17 protein-coding genes, 1 pseudogene and 1 riboswitch are annotated in these 21,601 nt (G+C 73.6%); of the genes and pseudogenes, 12 read left to right on the forward strand and 6 right to left on the reverse strand.

Going from position 1 to position 21,601, the window contains the following annotated elements; translation table 11 throughout:
- The coding region (locus AB0N76_RS34520) for a hypothetical protein (protein ID WP_363564084.1) at positions 1 to 207 on the reverse strand (207 nt) is incomplete at its 3' end.
- A gap of 170 nt (positions 208 to 377) precedes the next feature.
- On the opposite strand from AB0N76_RS34520, the gene AB0N76_RS34525 reads away from it, so the two are divergent.
- Positions 378 to 1,703 carry a peptide ligase PGM1-related protein gene (locus AB0N76_RS34525; RefSeq protein WP_363564086.1) on the forward strand — a complete coding sequence of 442 codons (1,326 nt, stop codon included), beginning with the start codon at positions 378 to 380 and terminating at the stop codon, positions 1,701 to 1,703.
- Entirely contained in the window at positions 1,700 to 2,704 is a 1,005-nt protein-coding gene (locus AB0N76_RS34530; RefSeq protein ID WP_363564088.1) for a zinc-binding dehydrogenase, read from the forward strand. Before AB0N76_RS34525 ends, AB0N76_RS34530 begins: the two co-directional genes overlap by 4 nt.
- A gap of 84 nt (positions 2,705 to 2,788) precedes the next feature.
- On the opposite strand, the gene AB0N76_RS34535 is transcribed toward AB0N76_RS34530, so the two are convergent.
- The 3 genes from AB0N76_RS34535 to AB0N76_RS34545 are packed head-to-tail and all read right to left on the reverse strand — an operon-like array spanning position 2,789 to position 5,518.
- On the reverse strand, positions 2,789 to 3,319 hold the full coding sequence (locus AB0N76_RS34535; RefSeq protein ID WP_363564090.1) for a MaoC family dehydratase: 531 nt from the start codon (positions 3,317 to 3,319) through the stop codon (positions 2,789 to 2,791).
- 34 nt (positions 3,320 to 3,353) lie between these two features.
- Complete coding sequence (locus AB0N76_RS34540; protein WP_363564092.1) at positions 3,354 to 4,589, reverse strand: aminotransferase class I/II-fold pyridoxal phosphate-dependent enzyme; 1,236 nt, start codon at positions 4,587 to 4,589, stop codon at positions 3,354 to 3,356.
- Between the two features lie 2 nt (positions 4,590 to 4,591).
- Positions 4,592 to 5,518: a CoA ester lyase gene (locus tag AB0N76_RS34545; RefSeq protein ID WP_363564094.1), complete on the reverse strand. Its 927-nt coding sequence runs from the start codon at positions 5,516 to 5,518 to the stop codon at positions 4,592 to 4,594.
- Between the two features lie 240 nt (positions 5,519 to 5,758).
- Between AB0N76_RS34545 and AB0N76_RS34550 the strand changes: the two genes are divergently transcribed.
- The 9 genes from AB0N76_RS34550 (at position 5,759) to metE (ending at position 19,019) form a co-directional block, all read left to right on the forward strand.
- Positions 5,759 to 7,699, forward strand: a complete 1,941-nt coding sequence (locus tag AB0N76_RS34550; RefSeq protein ID WP_363564096.1) for a hypothetical protein — start codon at positions 5,759 to 5,761, stop codon at positions 7,697 to 7,699.
- Between the two features lie 287 nt (positions 7,700 to 7,986).
- Positions 7,987 to 9,075, forward strand: coding sequence for an inosamine-phosphate amidinotransferase 1 (locus AB0N76_RS34555; RefSeq protein ID WP_363564098.1), 1,089 nt, complete (start codon positions 7,987 to 7,989; stop codon positions 9,073 to 9,075).
- 89 nt (positions 9,076 to 9,164) lie between these two features.
- Positions 9,165 to 9,692: an NUDIX hydrolase family protein gene (locus AB0N76_RS34560; RefSeq protein ID WP_363564115.1), complete on the forward strand. Its 528-nt coding sequence runs from the start codon at positions 9,165 to 9,167 to the stop codon at positions 9,690 to 9,692.
- 264 nt (positions 9,693 to 9,956) lie between these two features.
- Positions 9,957 to 10,433, forward strand: coding sequence for a YbaK/EbsC family protein (locus tag AB0N76_RS34565; RefSeq protein WP_363564099.1), 477 nt, complete (start codon positions 9,957 to 9,959; stop codon positions 10,431 to 10,433).
- A 116-nt stretch (positions 10,434 to 10,549) separates the two neighbouring features.
- Positions 10,550 to 12,124 carry a hypothetical protein gene (locus AB0N76_RS34570; protein WP_363564101.1) on the forward strand — a complete coding sequence of 525 codons (1,575 nt, stop codon included), beginning with the start codon at positions 10,550 to 10,552 and terminating at the stop codon, positions 12,122 to 12,124.
- Positions 12,125 to 12,353: 229 nt separating this feature from the next.
- Complete coding sequence (locus tag AB0N76_RS34575; protein WP_363564103.1) at positions 12,354 to 13,889, forward strand: amino acid adenylation domain-containing protein; 1,536 nt, start codon at positions 12,354 to 12,356, stop codon at positions 13,887 to 13,889.
- Positions 13,890 to 13,991: 102 nt separating this feature from the next.
- Positions 13,992 to 15,863: an APC family permease gene (locus AB0N76_RS34580; protein WP_363564105.1), complete on the forward strand. Its 1,872-nt coding sequence runs from the start codon at positions 13,992 to 13,994 to the stop codon at positions 15,861 to 15,863.
- A gap of 25 nt (positions 15,864 to 15,888) precedes the next feature.
- Positions 15,889 to 16,176 carry a chaplin gene (locus tag AB0N76_RS34585; RefSeq protein ID WP_363564107.1) on the forward strand — a complete coding sequence of 96 codons (288 nt, stop codon included), beginning with the start codon at positions 15,889 to 15,891 and terminating at the stop codon, positions 16,174 to 16,176.
- A 176-nt stretch (positions 16,177 to 16,352) separates the two neighbouring features.
- A riboswitch (cobalamin riboswitch) is annotated at positions 16,353 to 16,522 on the forward strand.
- 157 nt (positions 16,523 to 16,679) lie between these two features.
- Complete coding sequence (metE, locus tag AB0N76_RS34590) at positions 16,680 to 19,019, forward strand: 5-methyltetrahydropteroyltriglutamate--homocysteine S-methyltransferase (protein ID WP_363564109.1); 2,340 nt, start codon at positions 16,680 to 16,682, stop codon at positions 19,017 to 19,019.
- 123 nt (positions 19,020 to 19,142) lie between these two features.
- Here the strand turns inward: metE and AB0N76_RS34595 are convergent, their stop codons facing one another.
- Positions 19,143 to 20,174 (reverse strand): hypothetical protein, encoded by a 1,032-nt coding sequence (locus AB0N76_RS34595; RefSeq protein ID WP_363564111.1) that lies wholly within the window; start codon positions 20,172 to 20,174, stop codon positions 19,143 to 19,145.
- A gap of 156 nt (positions 20,175 to 20,330) precedes the next feature.
- Complete coding sequence (locus AB0N76_RS34600) at positions 20,331 to 21,191, reverse strand: alpha/beta hydrolase (protein WP_363564113.1); 861 nt, start codon at positions 21,189 to 21,191, stop codon at positions 20,331 to 20,333.
- Positions 21,192 to 21,266: 75 nt separating this feature from the next.
- On the opposite strand from AB0N76_RS34600, the pseudogene AB0N76_RS34605 reads away from it, so the two are divergent.
- Positions 21,267 to 21,601: pseudogene (locus AB0N76_RS34605) on the forward strand (transcriptional regulator); the annotation flags it as partial.

Raw genomic sequence — 21,601 nt, forward strand, 5'->3', positions numbered from 1 at the left:
GGACCGCGGTACCCCGAGCCCGCCGCCGGCCCCGCCGGTGTCGAGCGCGGCCCCGGCAAGCACCGCACCGCCCGCGTCTCCCGCGCCGAGCCCGCCGCCGACGTCCACCCCGCCGTCCATCCCGCCGTCCACGCCCACCGCGCCGCCGTCGGCCACGCCTTCCGCGCAGCCGACGAAGACCTGCACCCCGTTCCTGTTCTGGTGCACCTGAGCGCGCCGGGGTCGGTCGTTGTCGCCTCGGGGCGGTGGTTGTTCGGCGTTATTGTTCAATGGCCGAGCGCCGAACCAGAACAACCCTGGTGCGCTACACCTGTAGCGCACGCCCCACGCGTGCCGTGGAACCAGAGGACACGCCGGACGCCAGGGGAGTTCACCGGATGACGACGCTCTGCATCGGAAACAACCGCACCGAGGAGATGGTCGGGGACCTCACCGGGATGTCGCCGCTCGCGCAGCGGTTCGCCGGTTGCGGGGCGCAGCGGATGCTCTGGTGGGCCGAGGACGGCGACGTCCTCGTCCTGCCCTGGGGCCCCGACCCCGGCTTCCTGGCGTACGTCACCGGGCTGACCGGCGTCCGGGCCGAGAGCCTGGCCTTCGTGGTGCCGCCGCCGGGCGCCGAGGGCACCGAGATCCTCACCGGCGACCGGCTGGCCGACCCGGTCTTCCGGGCGGAGCTGCGCCGCGTCCTGGACGGGCGCCCGCTGCACCGGGTGCTGGCCATCTCGCCGAACGGGGCGGTGGCCGAGCTGGCCGGCGCGCTCGGCGCCGAGCACGCGATGCCCGGTCACGCCTTCGCCGCGCAGGGCGGCAACGCGCTGGTCAACAGCAAGGCGGCGTTCCGGGCGCTGGCGGCGGGCACCGGGGTGGCGATCCCGCCCGGGACGGTCGCCGGCTCCCTGGCCGCGGTGGAGGCCGCCGTCGAGGGCCTGCTGGCGCAGGGGCACAGCGTGATGGTGAAGGTCGAGTACCAGGCGGGCGGCTTCGGCAACGAGATCCTCAGCCGGGCGGAGCAGGTCGCCGCCGTCGGCGCGGAGCGGGTGGTGCCGCTGGCGGACCGGGCGGCGGTGGCCGGGTACGTCGCCGAACGCTGGGACTGGCTGACCGGCGGTCGCGGCCAACGGGTGGTGGTGGAGCGGTACTTCGCGGACAGTGCGCCGCTGTACGCCGAGTTCGTGATCGGCGACCGGGAGGTGGTGCTGTCCGGCTGCGGCGAGATGGTGATGCGGCCGGTGGTGGCCGGCGAGATCACCCCGCCGGTCACCCCGGACCCCGCCGTCCGGGCCGAACTCGTCGAGCAGGGAGCCAGGTTGGCCGAGGCCCTGCGGGTGCTCGGCTACCGGGGCACGGTCAGCGCGGACGCCGTCCTGACGCCGAAGGGCGAGATCTTCTTTCACGAGACCAACGGGCGGCTCACCGGCTCCAGCCACCTGTACGACGTCCTGTTCGGCCGGCTGCTGCGCGCCGAGCACCGGGACACGCGCACCATCCTGGAGCTGGCGGGCCTCGAAGTGCCCTCCTTCGCCGAGGCGTTGGCCGCCCTGGACCGGGCCGGTCTGGCCTTCGACCCGGTGACCGGTACCGGCGTGGTGTTCAGCTGCGACTTCGGGCGCGCGGACGGCTCGGTGATGTACTGCGTGATCGCCGAGGACGCGGCGGCGGCCCGCGCCACCGAGATCCGGCTGCTCGCGCTGTTCGCCGAGTGAGGCCGGAGGCGGGCGCGCCGCACCCGGCGGGCCACCCGGCGCGGGCCGGGATGCGCGCGGCGGTGATCCACCGCTACGGCGGGCCCGAGGAGTTCCGGACCGAGACGGTGCCCGAACCGGTGGCCGGACCCGGGCAGGCGCTGATCGACGTCACGCTGGCCGGGCTCAACTACGCGGACCTGCACTGCCGCACCGGCGAGTACGCCCGCTACCCGCTGCCGGCCGTGCTCGGCGCCGACGTGGTCGGCCGGCGGCGCGCGGACGGCCGGCGGGTCGCCGCGCTGCTGCGCTCCGGTGGCGGGTACGCCGAAGTGGCCCGCGTCGAGCAGGCGTTCACGGTCGAGGTGCCGGACGGGGTGGGCGACGAGCAGGCGCTCGCGCTGCTGGAGCAGGGGGCGACGGCGTACGGCGCGCTGACCCTGGCGGGCCGGCTGCGGCCGGGGGAGGCGGTCGCCGTGACGGCGGCCGCCGGCGGGGTCGGCCACCTGGTGGTGCAGCTGGCCCGGGAGCTGGGCGCGGGCCGGGTGGTCGGGCTGGCCTCCACGCCGGAGAAGCGGGCGTTCGTCCGCTCGCTGGGTGCGGACCGGACGCTCGATCCCGGCGACCCGGGACTCGCCGGGCGGCTTGCGGAGTCGGGCGGCGTGGACCTGTTCGTGGACTCGGTCGGCGGCCCGGTGCTGCGGGCCGGACTGGCCGCGCTGGCCCCGTTCGGCCGGCTCCTCTCGGTCGGTGCCCGGGGCGGACCGGAGGACGTCTTCTCGGTGGACGAGCTGGCCGATCGCTCGGCGGGCCTGCTGGCCTTCTGGCTGGAGCAGGTGCTGGCAGACCGGGTGCTGTTCGCGGGCATCGCCGGCCGGCTCTTCGAACTGGCCGCGCAGGGACGGCTGGTGGCGCGGATCGACCGCACCGTGCCGCTGACCGGGGTGGCGGGCGCGCACCGGGCGCTGGCCGCGCGGGAGACCATGGGCAAGGTGCTGGTGGACGTGCGCCGGGAGGACTGAGTCGGGGACCGACCGACCGTCGGGGCCCGGCACCTCGGTCGGCGCCGGGCCCCGACGGCCCTCGTCGGTACCCGTCAGTACCCGTCAGTACCCGGTGGCCTCGTCCAGGCCGTACCCGCGCAGCGGGACCAGGAAGCTGCGTTCGAAGACCACCACCACCTCGCCGTCCGACTTCGTCCCGGTGGTGCGGCAGTTGACGATGCCCTGCCCGGTGCGGCTCTTGGAGAGCCGTTTGGCGAGCGTCTCGGTCTCCGCGTACAGGGTGTCGCCGACGAACACCGGATGGGTCATCCGGATGTTCTCCCAGCCCAGGTTGGCGATGGTGCGCCCGCTGGTGGAGCGCGCGGTCATGCCGCCGACGATGCTGAGCGTCACCAGGCTGGAGACGATCGGCCGCCCCCAGGGGGTGTGCGCGCTGTAGGCGGCGTCGATGTGGATCGGCGCGTCGTTCATGCTGAGCATGCTCATCAGTACGTTGTCGAGCTCGGTGACGGTCCGCCCGGGGCGGTGCTCGACCACCTCGCCGACCGTGAACTCCTCGTAGTGGCGCCCGACCACCTCGCGGTAGCGGTGCTCGCCGATCCGCCGGTAGCCGGCGGGTTCCGTTCCGTCCATGACGGTTCCCCCAAGTCGTGGCAGCCGGCGGTGGTCAGATGTCCTCGGTGAGTTCCTTGACGTGCCCGGCGAACTCGCGGATCAGCCGCTCGTCCATGTCGGCGCGCAGCATCAGCCGCAGCCCGGCCTCGCCCTTGGGCACGATCGGGAAGAACACCGCCGAGCTGTAGAAGCCGCGTTCGAAGAGCTGGGCGGAGAGCTTGACCGCGCGCTCGGCCTCGCCGACGTCCACCCGGCGCACCGGCAGGCCGTTGCCCGCGAAGGTGGTCGGCAGCAGCTCGTCGAACAGGTCGATGTTGCGGCTCAACCGGCCCTGGAGCTCGGCGAGTTCGGGGGAGCGGTGGATGGCGGCGCTGCCCAGCGAGGCGCCGACCAGGGGCAGCGCGACGTTCTGCGACCAGCCGACCGGGCCGGCGTGCCGGTGCAGGAACTCGAACTGCTCGCGGTTGCCGAGCATCGCGACGCCGCCGCCGGTGCCGAAGCCCTTGCCGAGGCTGGCGACGATCACCGTGAGGGGGTTCATCTCCAGCCGGGAGCGGACGAAGCCCTCGCCGCGCTCGCCCATGATGGACAGCGAGTGCGAGTCGTCGATGTAGAGGAACAGGCCGTAGCGGTCCTGGAGTTCGAGCAGGCCGTCGAGGGCGGCCGCCCCGCCCATCGAGTACGCGCCGTCCGCCACGTAGGCGACCCGCGGGTACTTGCGGCAGATGTCCTCCAGGTAGTCGAGGTCGTTGTGCGGGCAGGTCAGCACCAGCGACTCGTCCGCGCAGATCGGCTTCACGTAGGCCATGCAGAAGTGGCAGAAGCGGTCGAAGACCATCACCCGGGGGCCGCCGCCCTCCTCGCAGGTGCCGTCCAGGTGCCCGGAGGCGATCAGCGGCAGGATGCCGGCGGTGAGCGAGGTACAGGACGCGCCGGGCAGGATGTGCGCGCCGAACAGCTCGCCCAGCTCCTCCTCCAGCCGCACCAGCAGGTTGTGCCGGATCCGGGTGGTCGAGGTGACCAGCCAGGTGCTGTGCGACTCGGCGAGGGCGTCGACCGCGCCGGCCGCGACCGCCGGGTGGTTGTTCAGGCCCAGGTAGGCGCAGGAGACCATGTTGGCGAACTCGTGGCCGGTCTCGCGGACGATCAGCCGGTTGTTGGACTCCGAGTCCACCGTGATGCCGATCAGGCCGTTGGCGGCGGCCGCCCGCCACACCGGGTCGGCCGTGGCCAGCATCTTCTCGGCGTTGCGGTACCGGCGCGGGCCGAGGATGGTTTCTTCGGTCATCGTCACGTCTCCGTCGTAGGGTGAGGGGGATGGTGCGGGGCGGAAGGCCGGCGCGGGGCGGGGGACTGCTGCGGGACGGGCGGCGGCTGCGGCGGGTCGAACTGCTCGATCAGGCGCTGCGAGGCCTCGAAGAACGGCATGCCGACCATCACCCCGTCCACCACGGTGACCGAGCGGCCGGTCTCCAGGCCCGCCGCGACCACCCGGCGGGCCCGGTCCAGCAGCTCCTCGTCCGGACTGAACGCCTGGGTGATCAGCGGCAGTTGCCGGGGATGGACGGCGATCTTGCCGCTGAAGCCGAGGTCCCGGGCGAGCCCGGCCTCCCGGCGCAGTCCGGCCAGGTCGGCGACCTCGAAGAACGGCGCGTCCATCGCCTCCACCCCGGCGCCGCGGGCGCTGTTGACCACCCGGCCGCGGGCGTGCGCCAGCGCCTCCCAGGAGATCCGGGCGCCCACCGCGAAGGCGTAGTCGGCCGAACCGAAGACCAGTCCGCGCAGCCCGTGCCCGGCGGCCGCGATGGCCGGCGCGTGCTCGATGCCCAGCGGCGTCTCCACGACGGCCAGGAACTCGGTGTCCGGGCAGTCCGGGGCGAGCGCGGCGGCGGCGATCTCGATGTCGCGGGGGGACTCCGCCATCGGGATCAGCACGAGGTCCGGCTTGACGCGGTACCGGGTGAGGGCGATCAGGTCGCGCAGGCCCTCCGGCCCGGAGAGGGTGTTGATCCGCACCGCGCAGCGCGCGAGCCGGGCGGACGGCAGGGTGAAGAACTCCTCGGCGAGTCGGCGGGCCTCCTCCTTGAGGGCCGGCGGGACCGAGTCCTCCAGATCGACCATGGCGATGTCGGCCCCGGACTCGTGGCTCTTGGCGTACCGCTCCACCGCCATCGCGGGCGTGGACAGCAGTGAACGGTAGTACCGCGTGAACTTCATGGCTGTCTCCGAAGGCAGCGAAGGCTTCGGCTCCCGGTTCTATCCCACCGCCATTGTTCGGCGCCGTGCGGCTGGACATTGAACATCAACTCGGAACAAACGACCCGTAGGCACCATTGTTCGACACCAACTGAGCTGGGCATGATGAATCGCCGGGGGATGGGCGCACGCCCGCGCGGGGCGCGGGGCGCGCGCACATGAGTGGTCGGGACACCGCTTCAAGGGAGAAGGGGGGCCGTAGTGCCACGTCGGGAGAGTCCACTGGACCCCGGGGACGGGCCGCTGCTGCGGTTCGCGGGCGATCTGAGAGCGTTGCGGGAACGGGCCGGGCGTCCGCCCTACCGCCAACTCGCGGTACGGGCGCACTGTTCGGCGGCCAGCCTGTCGGTGGCCGCGGGCGGCCGGCGGCTGCCCAGTCTGGCCGTCACCCTCGCCTATGTGCAGGCCTGCGGCGGGGACGTGCGGGACTGGCAGCACCGCTGGCAGCTGCTGGCCGCCGAGCTCGCCGCCGAGACCGCGGCGCGGCGGCGGGCGCAGGACGTCGGACGGGCTCCGTACCCGGGCGGCGCGGCCTTCGAGGCGGCCGACGCCGAACGGTTCTTCGGCCGGGAGGCGCTGCTGGACCGGCTGCTCGGCCTGCTCGCCGAACGGCGGCTGGTGATCCTCGTCGGCCCGTCCGGGGCGGGGAAGTCCTCGCTGGTCAGAGCCGGTCTGCTGGCCCGCTGGGGGTCGGCCGGCGGCGGGGTGCCGGTGGCGCTGCTGACGCCCGGCGAGCGGCCGATGGAGGCGTACGCGCTGGCGCTCGCCCGGCTCGGGCAGCGGGCCGGGGAGGTGGCGCGGGCCGGGCAGCAGGCCGCGGCCGGGGGCGCGGCTCGGGGCGCGGCCGGCCCCGCGGACGGCGACCCGGTCCTGGTGGTGGACCAGGCGGAGGAACTGCGCACCCGGTGCCGGGACGCCGGGGAGCGGGCCCGGTTCCTGGACGCACTGCTGGCGGCGGCCGCGTCCACGGGCGGGCCCGGCCCGGCGCCGGACGGGCTTCCGGCGTACGGGCCGGGCCGCTGCCGGGTGGTGCTGGTGCTGCGCTCCGACCAGAGCGGGCCGCTGTTCGCCGAGCACCCGGGCCTGGCCGAGGCGGCCCGGCACGCGCTGCTGACGGTCGGCCGCCCGGCGCCGGACGAGCTGCGGCGGGCGATCACCGAACCCGCCTCGCGGGCCGGCTGCACCGTCGAGGGCGCGCTGCTGGCCGTCCTGATCTCGACCGCCGCCCAGCAGCCGGGCGCCCTCCCGCTGCTGTCGGCGGCGCTGCTGGAGACCTGGCGGCGGCGCAGCGGCAACGCGCTCACCCTGGCCGGGTTCCAGGCCACCGGCGGCTTCGAGGGCGCGCTGGCCCGGACCGCCGAGGCGCTGTTCGAGGGGTTGGACGCGGCCGACCGGGACCGGGCGCGGGCGGTGTTCCTGCGGCTCGCCGGGGAGCTGCTGCCGGACGGGGAGCCCGCGTCCGCGGGCGGCCCGGCGTCCGGTCCGGCCACGTCCGGGGCGCCGTCGGCCGGCCCGGCGGCAGCCGGTGCGGGGCTGCCGGGTGCGGGGCTGTCGGGCGCGGGGCTCTCCGCCGCGGGCCTGTCCGGTGCCGGGTCGTCCGCCGCTGGCCTGTCCGTCGCGGTGCCGGCCTGCGGGGCGCCCGGCGGCGGCCCGGCCGGCGACGAGGGCGGGCGGAAGCCGGTCGGCCGGGCCGAGTTCGACGACCCCGGGGTCCCGGAGGTCCTCGAACGGCTGGTCCGGGCCCGGCTGGTGGTGGTCGACCGGGACACCGTCGAACTCGCCCACCACGCGCTCCCGCAGGTCTGGCCCCGGCTGCGCGGCTGGCTGGCCGAGGGGCGCGAGGCGCTCGGGGAGCACCGCCGGCTCACCGCGGCCGCCCGCAGCTGGGCGGCCGCCGACCGGGACCCGGGGCTGCTCTACCGGGGCGACCGGATGGAACGGCTCCGCCGCCGGGTGGCGGACGGCGAGCTCGCCCCGGTCGGCGTCGAGCGGGCCTTCCTCGCCGCCTCCGCGCGGGCCGCCGCCGCCGACCGGCGCCGCGCCCAGCGCACCAACCTGGCCGTGGCCGGCTTCTCGGCGGCGGGCGGGGCGCTGCTGGCGCTCGCGGGCGGAAGCCGGATCAGACGGGTGTGGCGGTGGTGAGCCGGACGCCGCGCGGCGTGACCTGACGTCAGGTCATTGTTCAACGTCAGCACGGGAATTGAACAACGCGTGGGCCACGGCGGCGGGGCGACCGGAATCGATCACGGTCCTTGCGCCGCCGTCGGCCCGCCGGGTAGCTTGACGATCGATCCCGGCCCCCCGAACCCCGCTTCGGGCTGCCCCGGCCGGTGATCTCCCGTGCGGCGAACCCCAGGCCCGCCGATCCTCCCGCCGCCGCGTCCTCCTCGGCAGTCCGCCCGTTCCCGATCCCGTGTCAAGGGGGAGTCATGCCCGATTCGACCCGTCCGGCCCGTCCGGTCCACAGCTGGGACGAGTTCACCACGTTGCGCGAGGTGGTGGTCGGCACCGCCGTCGGTGCCCGGCTGCCCGAGCAGACCGAGCCGTCCTCCTGGCTGTCCTGCTTCCCGAAGACCAGCGCGGCGGACCTGGCCTCGATCGAGGTCGGGCCGTACTCCCGGCAGGTGGTCGAGGAGACCGAGGAGGACCTGGACGCGCTGGTGGCCACCCTGCGCGGCCTCGGCGTCACCGTCCACCAGCCCGAACCGGTGGACCACGCGGCCGCGTTCGCCGCCCCGCACTGGCAGGCCGACGGGGGCTTCCACTCCTACTGCCCGCGCGACCTCACCCTGGTGATCGGGGACACCGTGATCGAGGTGGCGAGCCCGATGCGGCAGCGCTACTTCGAGGTCTTCGGGCTGCGCGGCCTCTTCCAGGACTACCTGCGCCGCGGCGCCCGCTGGCTGGCCGCCCCCCGGCCGCAACTGAACGACGAGCTCTTCGAGTTCGACGAGGACGGGCTGCCGCTGCTGGGCGAGGCCGAGCCGGTCTTCGACGCCGCCAACGTGCTGCGGCTCGGCCGCGACGTCTTCTACCAGGTCTCCCGCAGCGGCAACGAACTCGGCCTGCGCTGGCTGGAGTCCACCCTCGGCCTGCTCGGTGACGGCGGACTGCGGCTGCACCCGCTGCGCGACATCTACGGGTACACCCACATCGACAGCACGATCGCGCTGCTGCGGCCCGGACTCGTGCTGCTCAACCCGGAGCGGGTCACCCGGGAGACGGTGCCCGAGCCGCTGCGCGGCTGGGACATCCTGTGGTGCCCGCCGGCCGAGCCGTCCGGCGACACCCCCGAGCACGCGCTCAGCGAGAGCTGGATCAGCATGAACCTGTTGATGGTCAGCCCGGACACGGCGATCGTCGAATCGGGCCAGGAGAGCCTGATCAAGCTGCTGGAGCACGCCGGGATCACCGTGCTGCCGCACCGGCTGCGGCACTCCCGGGTGCTGGGCGGCGGCTTCCACTGCGTGACCCTGGACATCCGGCGGGACGGCGGCCTGGAGGACTACCTGGTCTGACCGGCCTCCCGGCCCCGCCGCGCGCGGCGCGACGGAGGGTCAGCCCGCGCGGCGGGGGCCGGAGAACGTACGATCGACCGGTGTCTGAGATCACCGAAACCACGCCCGGCTGGCTCGCTCCCGAGGAACTGGAGACCACCCGGGCCAAGATGCCGATCCTGTACGTCGAGGCCGTGCCGGTCCGCGTCGACGACACCGGGGAGGTGACCCAGATCGGACTGCTCCTGCGGATCGGCCCGGACGGCACGGTCAGCCGCACGCTGGTCTCCGGCCGGGTGCTGCACCACGAGCGGGTCCGCGACGCGCTGCTGCGGCACCTGGAGAAGGACCTCGGCCCGGTGGCGCTGCCCCGGATCCCGACCTCGCTCCAGCCGTTCACCGTCGCGGAGTACTTCCCGACCCTGGGCGTCACCGAGTTCCACGACCCGCGCCAGCACGCGGTCTCGCTGGCCTACGTCGTCCCGGTGGCGGGCGACTGCCGGCCCCGCCAGGACGCGCTGGACCTGGTCTGGTTCAGCCCGGAGGAGGCCGCCTCGCCGGTGGTGCAGCAGGAGATGCCGGGTGGGCAGGGCGTCCTGCTCAAGCGGGCCCTCGCCCACGTCGGCCGGCTGAGCTGACCCGAGCAGAGCCGACCTGAGGAGAGCCGACCCGAGCTGACCTGAGCCGACCCGAGCCGAGCCGACCTGACCTGAGCAGAGCCGATCCGTCGCGGTGCCGGTGCCCCGTCCTGCCGGGGCGCCGGCACCGCCCGTTGTGAAGCGTCCGGTGTCCCCTGGTGCGCCTTGATGCTCGGGGGACGCATGGGGTACGGTCGCGCACAGCAGCCCGGTGTGACGCGCAGTCACCCCGGCGTCACCGGCTCCAGAGCGCGGGAGGGCACCTTGCAAGGGGCAGTCGAGCGGGTGCGCGCGGTCCTGCGCGAGGCGGGGGGCTCCGAGGAGATCGTCGAGCTGCCGGCCGCCTCGCCCACCGCCGCCGCGACCGCCGAACAGCTCGGCTGCCCGGTCGGCGCCATCGCCAGCAGCCTGGTCTTCGACATCGACGGCAACCCGCTGCTCGTGGTGACCAGCGGCGCCCACCGGGTGGACACCCGGCTGCTGGCCCGGCTGCTCGGTGTCGGCCGCGGCAAGATCCGGCGCGCCACCCCGGAGTTCGTCCTGCGGGTCACCGGCCAGGAGGTCGGCGGCGTCGCCCCGATCGGCCACCCGCAGGTGATCCGCACCCTGGTGGACGTCGCGCTCGACGAGCACCCGCACGTCTGGACCGGCGCCGGCCTGCCGCACTCGGTCTTCCGGACCACCTTCGCCGACCTGGTGCGGCTCACCGCCGGCGAACCCGCGGTGGTCGCCGCCGAGTAGGCGCTTCTCGCCAGGAAATGTCAAGAATGAAACGCGTTTCAAGATTGACGTGGGCGTGATGTCAAAGCGGTGAATGGGCGAACATCCGTGCCCTTACCGGCTGCTAGCTTGCTGCCATGGCCGAACCCGAAGAGTACGTCCTGTTCGTCAACGCCAATGACACTTCGCGCCACACTTCCAGCGCGAACACCTCCATCTATCCGAATCTCGGTCTGCTGACCCTGATGAGTGCCCTGCACCCGCGCCTCGACGGTACCGGACTGGGGGTCGGGTACTTCGACGGAACGGTCCACGGGAATTCCGCCCTGGTGGAATTCATCGAGGCCAACGCGCACCGGATACGGGCGCTCTGCTTCAGCGTCCTGACCGCCAACTACGGCGCCTCGATCACCATGGCCAAGCGCGCCAAGGAGCTCAACCCGGACCTCGTGGTCGTGCTGGGCAACGACCACTTCTCCGCCCTCTACGACCGGGTGATGGCCAACCAGCCGGTCGTCGACGTCGGCTTCTACGGCAACGACGTGGTCGAGGGCTTCGCCGACTTCATGGCCGACCGGCTCACCGGCCGGCTGAGATCCGCCATGGACTACGCCGGCCTGGTCTACCGGGACGCCGACGGCGCGGTGCACCGCAATCCCGAGAATCCCGCCGAGTACAACCGGCTCCCACTGGTCGACTACCGTCTCATGGACAGTCTCTTCCCGCACGAGAAGCACTACCTGGACGGTCAGCAGAAGGTCTACTTCTTCATGCGCGACCGGGAATTGCGCAGCCAGGTGGTCGACATCGGCCGCGGCTGCATCAAATTCGCCGGGGAAAGGCTCGAAGGGGTCCCGCTGAACGCGTGTGACTTCTGTGGCATCATTCCCGGCGTCCGGGAGATCATCGCGCCCGAGGCGGAGCGCGCCTGGCGGATTCTGGAGAACGCCTACAACCAGGGCTTCAATTACTTCTACATCACCGCCGACGAGCTTCCGCTGACCCTCTGGCGGATGCTGCGCGCGATGGCGGCGAACCCGCCGGCCTGGTTCCTGGCCATCCCGGAGGCCGACCGGCCCAAGATGTTCGGCTACGCGCGGGCCGAGGCGTTCGCCACCGGCGCCGACCGCATCGACACCCTGGTCAACAAGCTGGGCCTGGACCACTTCTTCATCGGCTTCGACGGCCTGTCCGACGTGTCGCTGCGGGTCATGAACAAGCAGCCGGTCGGCGGCCGCGGCCGCAAGCACGCGCCGATGGGCCACAACCTGCGGGCCCTGGAGGGCGTCATCGACCGCGGCGGCATGATCACCGCCGGGCTGGTGGTGACCCACCTCGGCATCACCCCCGAGATCATGGCCGACAACCACCGGGCGCTGACCGAGATCGTTGAGGAGCACCCCAGGACCTTCGCGGCCCTCGACTTCGGACCGCTCTGCCCGATCCCCGGCTCGCAGTCCTACCGCTACCTGACCCACCCCGAGTACGCCGAGGCCAGGGCCGCCGAGTTCGGCCTGGAGGTCGACCGGGCCTACCTGGAGTCCCGCAAGGACTTCTACCGCACCGCCGACGAGCTGGACATGGACGAGATGATCCGCGACTTCATCGCCGGCTGCTGCCCGAAGGTGACGCAGGAGCTGGTGGACGAGTACATGGACGAGATGCGGGCGCTGGCGACCAAGCACGACATCGTCATCGGCGGCGGGGTCTGACCGACCCGCCAGACCCGCCCGACCCGTCCGGACCGCCCGCGTCCCGCACCCGGTACTCCGCGCTCCCGCGCCTCGCGTCCCGCGCCCCCGCGCCTCGCGCCCCCGCGCCTCGCGTCCCGCATTCCGTCTCCCACGTTCCACCCCGCGCATGCCGCCCACCGGCATGCCGCGTTCCCGTATCGCCGTCCGCCGCCACCCGTCGTGGCCGCGGAGAAGGAGGGGCTAACCCATGACCGAACACGGCAGCACGAGCAGCCCGGAGCTGCGGCTCGTGCACGAGATGGTGGCCGCGCAGGCGCAGGCCCACCCCGATGTCATCGCGCTGCGCTGGCCCGGCGGTGAGCTGACCTACCGGCAGGTCCAGGCGGCGATCCAGCGCCTGGCCGGCCACCTGGCCGGCACCACCCGCGCCGCGCTGTTCAACGACCGGTCCCCGGAGCTCGCGATCGCCGTCCTCGCCGTGCTGGCCGGCGGCGGATCGTACGTACCGCTGGACGACACCTACCCGCGCGGCCGGCTGGACTACATGCTCGCCGACAGCGGCGCCGACCGGCTGCTCTGCCGGGCCCACCTGGCCGACCTGATCACCGTGCCCGAGGGCTGCGAGCTGGAGGTCCTGGACAACGTGCTGGACGGGGAGGCCGACGGCGAGCCGACCCGCTGGGGCTCGGACGCCCGTCCCGAGGACCTGGCCTACATCAGCTACACCTCCGGCTCCACCGGCCGGCCCAAGGGCGTCGCGATGCCGCACGACGCGCTCGCCAACCTGACCGCCTGGCAGGTCGCCAACTCCGGCTCCACGGTGGGCTGGAACACCCTCCAGCTGTGGCCGCTCAGCGTCGACGTCTCGTTCCAGGAGATCTTCGGCACCTGGGCCAGCGGCGGCACCCTGGTGCTGGTCGACGAGGCCACCCGCAGCAACCCCGGCAAGCTGCTCGCCTACATCGACGAGCAGAAGATCGACCGGGTCTTCCTGCCGTTCGTCTCGCTGCACCAGGTGATCGAGGCCGCCGTCCAGCAGGACCGGTTCCCCGGCTCCCTCAAGGAGGTCATCACCGCGGGCGAGCAGCTCCAGATCGGCGAGTCCGTGCGGACCTTCTTCGCCCGCACCGGCGCCAGCCTGGAGAACCAGTACGGCACCACCGAGACCCACGTCATCACCGCCGAGAAGCTCACCGGCGACCCGGCCGGCTGGCCGGTGCTGCCGTCCATCGGGCGGGCGATCGACAACGCGGTGGTCCAGGTCGTCGACGCCGAGCTGCGGCAGGTCAAGGACGGCGAGGTGGGGGAGATCTGCATCGGCGGGGTCGCGGTCGCGGACGGCTACCTCAACCGGCCCGAGCTGACCGCGCAGCGGTTCCGCAGCTGGGACCGGCTGGGCATCCCGGCCTACCTGACCGGCGACTACGGCCGGATCCTGGCCGACGGCACGCTGGAGTTCCTCGGCCGGCGCGACAGCCAGGTCAAGATCAAGGGCTCCCGGGTCGAACTGGGCGAGGTGGAGACCCGGTTGCGCGAGCTGCCCGGGGTCAGCGACGCGCTGGTGACCGTCCACGCCACCGCCACCGGCGACCAGTTCCTGGCCGCGCACTGCGTACGGGTGCCCGGCGAGCGGATCGAGGAGGCGGCGCTGCGGACCAGCCTGCAGGGCGTGCTGCCCGGCCACATGGTGCCGGCCCGGTACGTCGTGGTGGACGCCTTCCCGTTCACCCCGACCGGCAAGGTCGACCGGACCGCGCTCGCCCAGGCGCTCACCGGCCTGTGACCTGACCCGACCTGATCGACCCCCGCGGGGGCGGGACCGTCCCGCCCCCGCTCTCCCCTGAAATTCCCCCGAACGCGCGCGGCCTCAAGGAGGGGTACCCACATGAGCGACGAACAGCCCGAGCACAGACGCCGGATGCGGCGGGAAGTCACCCTGCCCCAGCTCATCTTCCTCAGCATCGGCGGCCAGATCGGCTCCGCCTGGCTCTTCGCGGTGCTCTCCGCGGCGGGAGTCGCCGGGCCGGCCGCGATCCTGTCCTGGGTCATCGCCGGCGCCGTCTTCATGGTCATCGCCCTGACCTGGATCGAACTCGGCGGCATGCTCCCGCTGACCGGGACCGTCGTCCGCTACCCCTATCTGACCCACGGCGCGTTCACCGGCTGGATCATCGGCTGGGCCGCCTGGCTCTTCGCCGTCTCCATCCCCGCCGTCGAGGCCGTCGCGGTGATGACCTACCTCGGCAGCCGCTTCCCGGGGCTACACGTGGTCGAGCAGGTCGACGGCACCACCATGCTCACCTGGCCGCAGGGCATCCTCTCCGCCATCGCGCTGATGCTGGTCTTCTACGTCATCAACGTCATCGGCATCCGCAAGTTCAGCGTGGCGACGAACTGGGTGACGCTCTGGAAGATCGTCGTCCCGGTCGCCACCTTCCTGCTGCTCTTCCTCGTCCTGCGGAGCGACAACTTCTCGCCGGCCGGCGGCTTCCTCCCGCTCGGCGGGGCGAGCACCGTGCACGCCATCTCCTCCACCGGCATCGCGTTCGCTTTCGTGGGCTTTCGGCAGGCGCTGGACTTCGGCGGCGAGATGAAGAACCCGCAGCGCGACTCCAAGATCGCCATCGTGGTCGCGATCGCCGTCCCGACCGTCCTCTACACCCTGCTGCAGATCGCCTTCATCGGCGCGATCGACTGGCAGGACGCAGGTGTCACGCCCGGCGACTGGACGGCGCTCAACAGCAGCGGCTGGGCCTCCGGGCCGTTCTTCCACGCCCTCGACGCGGTCGGCACCGCCGGCTTCGCGGCCTTCGGCACCGTGCTGCTGATCGACGCCGTCCTCTCGCCCGCCGGGGCCGGCTGGATCTACCTCGGCAACAGCGCCCGGGTCAGCCAGGCGCTGGCCCACCACCGGGCCGCCCCCGAGGTGTTTCGCCGGCTGTCCCCGCGCGGGGTGCCGACCATCGCCACCTTCTGCTGCTTCCTGGTCGGCTGCCTGTTCTTCATCCCCGCGCCCAGCTGGTACCAACTGGTCTCGTTCATCTCCGCCGCGGGCGTGCTGACCTTCCTGATGGGCAGCGCCAGCCTCTCCTCGCTGCGCCGCACGGCCCCCGACCTGCCGCGGCCGTTCCGGCTCCGCTGGGCGGCGCTGTGGTCCCCGGCCAGCTTCGTCTGCAGCGTGTTGGTGATCTACTGGTCGGGCTTCACCACGCTGGTCACCCTGCTGGTGACGGTCTTCGCCGGGCTGCCGGTGTTCGCCGCCTACACCGCGGTGCGGCGCGGCTGGGTGGAGACGGCGGTCGCCGTCCCGCTGTCGGCGGCCTTCCTGGTGGCCTGGGTGTGGATCACCGCCTCCGGCGGCTGGTTCCTGGCCGCGCACGGCGGTGGCCACCACGGCTGGGGCTTCGGGCTCTACGCGGGCGCCTTCGCGCTGTGCGTCGCCGCGTTCACGGCCGTGCTGTGGGCGGCGAGCAGCCCGGAGGGGCGCCGCCACGTCGTCGGCGGGATCTGGCTGCTCGGCCTGCTGCTGGCGCTGCTGCCGCTGTCCTACTACGGCGAGTACGGGCCGACGGGGGAGCACTCGATCCCCTTCCCGGCCGACACCCTGGTGATCGCCGCGGTGTCCTACCTCTTCTTCCTGTGGGCGCAGGCCAGCGGTTTCCGGACCGAGGACCTCGACGAGCTCCTCACGGCCCGGCAGGAGGATCGTCCGCAAGAGGCAGTTCGAGTGAATAGTGTGATTATCGGTCTGGAGTGAGGGGTGGGGAGGTACCTCTCGGCACATGAACAACACCCGAAAGTTCCTGTCCGGCGCGGCCATCGCCGCCGTACTGGTCCTCTCCTCCGCGGGCGTGGCCGCCGCCGGCTGCGACGAACAGCCGACCCCGCCCGTCCTCGGCGGCAACCACTCCCTGCCGGGCGGCGGCACCGTGTGCATCAACGAGGGCAGCGCCACCGCCCAGGGTGTGGTGACCGGTTCGCCGGGCGTCCTGTCCGGCAACCAGATCCAGATCCCGATCAATTTCCAGCTCAACGTCTGCGGCAACGGCCTGAACGTCCTCGGCCTCTGACGCAGCGACAAGTACTCGACGTCGCAGTCGAGTTCATCAGTACCTCGCCATGCATCCGCTGCGGGGCGGTGACCGTCGATCCCACCGGGGTCGCGGATACCGCCCCGCCGACCGCGCCCCGACGACCTATGATGGGGGCGCAGTCGGTTCGCCCCGCCCGCCAGGCGGGAGCGTCGTAAGAGGGAACCCGGTGAAGCCATTCGACTGGCCAGTCCGGGACTGCCCCGCAGCGGTGAGTGGGAACGACCGCCGTCACACGCACTGGACCCCCGAGGTCCGGGAAGCGACGGCCACTAGGTGCCGGAGGCCGACCAGGCCTGCGACGAGCCCGCGAGTCCGAAGACCTGCCACTGCCCGCGTGCACCCCGCACGCGGTGATCTCGGTGACCTCGAGGGCGGGTCGGCGACGCGGGCGGGCACCCTCCGGTGCCGTGCCGCACCGCCGCATCACCACGTCCACGAGCTCTCCCGGGATCGCAGCGCGACTCGCGAAGGAGAGTTCCGTGTCACCGAGCACCACCCCCGTCAACGCCACCGCCGTCGCCCCGGGCGGCCCGCTGGCCACCGCGTACGGCTACCCCCGCCAGGGCCCCGACCGCGAGCTGAAGAAGGCGGTCGAGGGCTACTGGGCCGGCCGCGTCACCGCCGCCGACCTGCACACCACCGCCGCCGGACTGCGCCGCGACAACTGGCGCCGGCAGGCCGAGGCCGGCCTCGCCGAACTGCCCACCGGCGACTTCTCGCTGTACGACCACGTGCTGGACACCACCGTGGCCGTCGGCGCCATCCCGGCCCGCCACCGCGCCGCCGTCGCCGCCGACCCGCTGGCCGGCTACTTCGCCATGGCCCGCGGCACCCAGGACGTCGCGCCGCTGGAGATGACCAAGTGGTTCGACACCAACTACCACTACCTGGTGCCCGAGTTGGGCCCGGGCACGGTGTTCGCGGCCAACCCCGCCAAGCCCGTCGGCGAACTGCGCGAGGCGCTCGCCCTCGGCCACACCGTCCGTCCGGTACTGCTCGGCCCGCTCACCTACCTGCTGCTCGCCAAGCCCGCCCCCGGCGTCCCCGCCGCCTTCCAGCCGCTCACCCTGCTCGACCGCCTGCTGCCCGTCTACGCCGAACTCCTCGCCGAACTGCGCGCGGCCGGCGCCCAGTGGGTCCAACTCGACGAACCCGCCCTGGCCCAGGACCGCAGCCCGGCCGAACTGGGCGCGGCCGCCCGCGTCTACCGCGAACTCGGCGCGCTCACCGACCGCCCCAAGATCCTGGTCGCGAGCTACTTCGACCGCCTCGGCGCCGCGCTGCCCGTCCTCGCCAAGGCCCCGATCGAGGGCGTCGGCCTCGACCTCACCGGACCGGCCGCCGCCAACCTGGCCGACCTCGCCGCCGTCGGCGGCCTGCCCGGCAAGCGCCTGATCGCCGGCGTCGTCGACGGCCGCAACGTCTGGATCAACAACCTGGAGCAGTCGCTGGTCACCCTGGCCACCCTGCTCGGCCTCGCCGACCGCGTCGACGTCGCGCCCTCCTGCTCGCTGCTGCACGTCCCGCTCGACGTCGACGCCGAACGCGACCTCGACCCGCAGGTCGCCCGCTGGCTCGCCTTCGCCCGGCAGAAGACCGCCGAGACCGCCGCCCTGGCCCGCGGCCTGCGCGAGGGCACCTTCGCGATCGCCGGCGAACTCGCCGCCAACCGCGCCGACCTGGCCTCCCGCGCGGCCTCCGCCCTCACCCACGACCCCGCCGTCCGCGCCCGCGCCGCCGCCACCACCCCCGCCGACGCCCGCCGCCCCCAGGCCTACCGCGACCGGGCCCGGGCCCAGCGCGCCCGGCTGAAGCTGCCCCTGCTGCCGACCACCACCATCGGCTCCTTCCCGCAGACCACCGAACTGCGCACCGCCCGGGCCGACCTGCGGGCCGGCCGGCTGGACGCCGACGGCTACCAGGACCGGATCCGCGCCGAGATCCGCGAGGTCGTCGCCCACCAGGAGAAGGCCGGCCTGGACGTCCTCGTCCACGGCGAGCCCGAACGCAACGACATGGTCCAGTACTTCGCCGAGCAGCTCACCGGCTACCTCGCCACCCGGCACGGCTGGGTGCAGTCCTACGGCACCCGCTACGTCCGGCCCCCGGTGCTCGCCGGCGACGTCTCCCGCCCGCACCCGATGACCGTCGACTGGTTCCGCTACGCCCAGGACCAGACCGACCGCCCGGTCAAGGGCATGCTCACCGGCCCGGTCACCATGCTCGCCTGGTCCTTCGTCCGCGACGACCAGCCGCTCGCCGACACCGCCCGCCAGGTCGCCCTCGCCCTGCGCGACGAGGTCACCGACCTGGAGGCCGCCGGCGCCGCCGTCGTCCAGGTCGACGAACCGGCCCTGCGCGAGACCCTGCCGCTGCGCGCGGCCGACCGGCCCGACTACCTGCGCTGGGCCACCGAGGCGTTCCGGCTCACCACCTCCGGCGTCCGGGCCGACACCCAGATCCACACCCACATGTGCTACGCCGAGTTCGGCGCGATCATGACGGCGATCGACGAACTCGACGCGGACGTCATCTCGCTGGAGGCGGCCCGCTCGCACATGGAGGTCGCCCGCGAACTGGCCGGGGCGGGCTACCCGCGCGAGGTCGGCCCCGGCGTCTACGACATCCACTCGCCCCGGGTGCCCAGCGCGGACGAGGTGGCCGCCCTGCTGCGTGCCGGACTGGCGGCGATCCCGGCCGAACGGCTCTGGGTCAACCCCGACTGCGGCCTGAAGACCCGCGGCTGGACGGAGACCCGCGCCTCGCTGGAACACCTGGTCACGGCCGCCCGACGCCTGCGCGCGGAACTGACCGGCTGACCCCGCCCCCGGTGCGGGCGGCCTCGTGCCGCCCGCACCGGGCCCGTCCGGTCGTCTCCCCCGGGGGGCTACCCCCCGGCCCCACCCGGGTGGCTGCCCGCCGCGCCGTACGCTCCGGTCCGGCTACTGCATGATGGTCCGTGGCAGGTGGGACGGCGTGCCGACGCAGCTGTAGAACTGCAGGGTGTAGCCGCGACCGATGGACACCATCGTCGGCTGCCGCAGACTCCGGTACGGGTGCCCGAGCGGCTTCTCCACGCCCTCGGCGTCCTCGTCCGCCTCGACCGGACGCCAGCTGCCGGTGGCCCCGTCCCACTCGGTCCCGTCGACGGTGAGCAGCGCCGTGACCGCCCCGCCGCACTCGCCGCAGTGCAGTTCGGCGGAGTCGGCCGGATCCCGGAAGGTGAAGTGGGCCGGCCAGCCGCCCGCCTTCCAACCGGGCGCGACGGACAGATCGGACTGGTAGTCCACCGACCGCCGCGCGCACCATGCGTCCAGTCGCTCCGCCAGTTCCTCGTCGAGGTCCTGGTAGGGCGGGAACTCCCGCACCCGCTCCGGGTGGAGTACGCACGGCTCCGGCACGTGATCACGCAGCTGGACATAGGCGGGCTCCGGAGGGTCGGTCAGTACCCGCCGGACCTCCGAGGCCTGTCGCCACCGCAGCTGCACGGCCTCGGAGGAGCCTTCGACCCCGATGGACGGCAGCCACAGCACCTGCAGCAGGTCCGTCCCGTCCGGGTAGGCCAGGCCGGGTGCGTCCCGGGCGTAGAGCTGCACGAGCGGAATCAGCGGCAGCGGCCCCGGAGGCAGCAGCTCCGCTGCGGGCCCGGCATGGATCCGGTCCACGGTCTCGCTCTCGCGCGCGGTCAGCAGATTCTCCTGGGGCCCCCGGGGCCGCGACCAGGCCCGGGTGAGCAGGTCCCGCAACTCGCGGACGTCCGCGAGCGTCGTCACCGGCCGGTAGGACGGGTACCCCGGATCGCAGTGCGGCCAGGGCTCGTCCGCCGGCCACAGGAGGGGCCCGCCCACCGAACTGTCGTGCACGGTCGGAGCCCCGGGGCACGGATGCAGCCTGGTGGCCGTCCTGGCCAGACCGGCCAGCTCCGGAAACGGCACCGTGATGTCCAGCGGCCTCGGCGGTGTCGTGCGCGTCATCTCTTCCCCCTCGTTCGGCATCGGCGCCGCATCCAACCACGGCCCACCGACAGCCTGCTCAGGACCCCTGTGGCCGGCCGCCGGGCGATCCGGTCGAAGCGTGGGCAGGGTGGCCGGCGCGACCTACGGCGGGACCGAGTCGGTACCCACGGGTGTTCAGCTCACCGTCAGGTGGGCGAGGAAGTCCTCCACGGTGCCGGCGAGGGCGGCGGGGTCGTCGAGCCAGGGGTAGTGGCCGGCGGCGGGTTGGACGGCGACGGTGGGGTGGGGGAAGAGGGCGGCGGCCGCGGTGGTCGCGGTGGCGGTGGGCCAGAGGTCGAGTTCGCCGCCGAGGAGGAGGACGGGGCAGGGCAGGGCGCCGAGGCGGGCGTGCAGGTGGTCGGTGTCGGGGGTGTAGCCCGCGTAGTAGTGGTCGCTGACGGCCAGTGAGCGCTGGGCCGGGTCGGCGGCGGCGTGCGCGCGGGCCGCAGCGTCCCAGCGGCCGTACATCAGCGGTTCGAAGGCGAGCCGATGAGCTGCTGCCTCGGTGAAGCTGCGGGCGGACTTCATGCCGCGGTAGGCCTCGACGGCGGCCGCGTGCCAGGGTTCGGCGGCGCGGACGGCGATGACCTGCTCCGCCCCGGTGTCGGAGGGCAGGCCGACGGCGGCGAAGGACGCGGTGAGCAGGGTCAGGCTGGTCAGCCGCTCCGGGTGCGCGGCGGCGTACAGCAGGGCGAGGCCGCCGCCTGCGGAGTGGCCGAGCAGGTCGACCCGGTCCAGGCCGAGGTGGCGGCGGAGCGACTCGACGTCGGCGACCAGCCGGTCGATCCGGTAGGTGGCCGGGTCGGCGGGCGTCGCGGAGGCGCCGGTGCCCCGGGTGTCGGGGAGGATCAGGGTGCGGGTCCGGGCGAGGCCGCCGAGGTCGCCGAGGTATTCGGCGGCGCGGCCGGGACCGCCGGGCAGGCAGAGCAGCGGCGGACCGTCGCCCACGGTGCGGAAGGCCAGCGTCGTTCCGTCGTACGAGGTGAAGAACTCCATGGCGGACAGCCTGCGGGCGCGCGGCCGGATCCGGTTACTGTTCAGCTGGCGCTAAACGATCGAGGGGGCGGCGGCGTGGCGGTGGAGATCCGGCTGTCGGCGGCGGAGGTGGCCCGGGTGCGGTTCGCGGTGTCGCCACTGGCCGAGACGGTGCTCGGGCTGCGGGTGGCGCTCGGGATCGGCGGGCACGAGGTGCACCGGCCGTGGGTGCGGGAGGTCCGGCCCCGGCTGGCCGGGGAGCCGGAACTGCCGCTGCTGCGGACGCTGGTGGAGGGCTGCCTGCCGGCCTTCCTCTTTCCGGTGCCGGACGAGCGGCTGCCCGCCTTCGACGCCGAGCTGGCCGGCCTGCGGGCGGCGGACCCGGCGTACGTCGCGGCCGAGTGCGCCGCCGCGTTCGGCGCCCGGGCGCG

Origin of the sequence: Kitasatospora sp. NPDC093806 (assembly GCF_040683335.1) — a bacterium.
Classification (GTDB): Bacteria; Actinomycetota; Actinomycetes; order Streptomycetales; family Streptomycetaceae; genus Kitasatospora.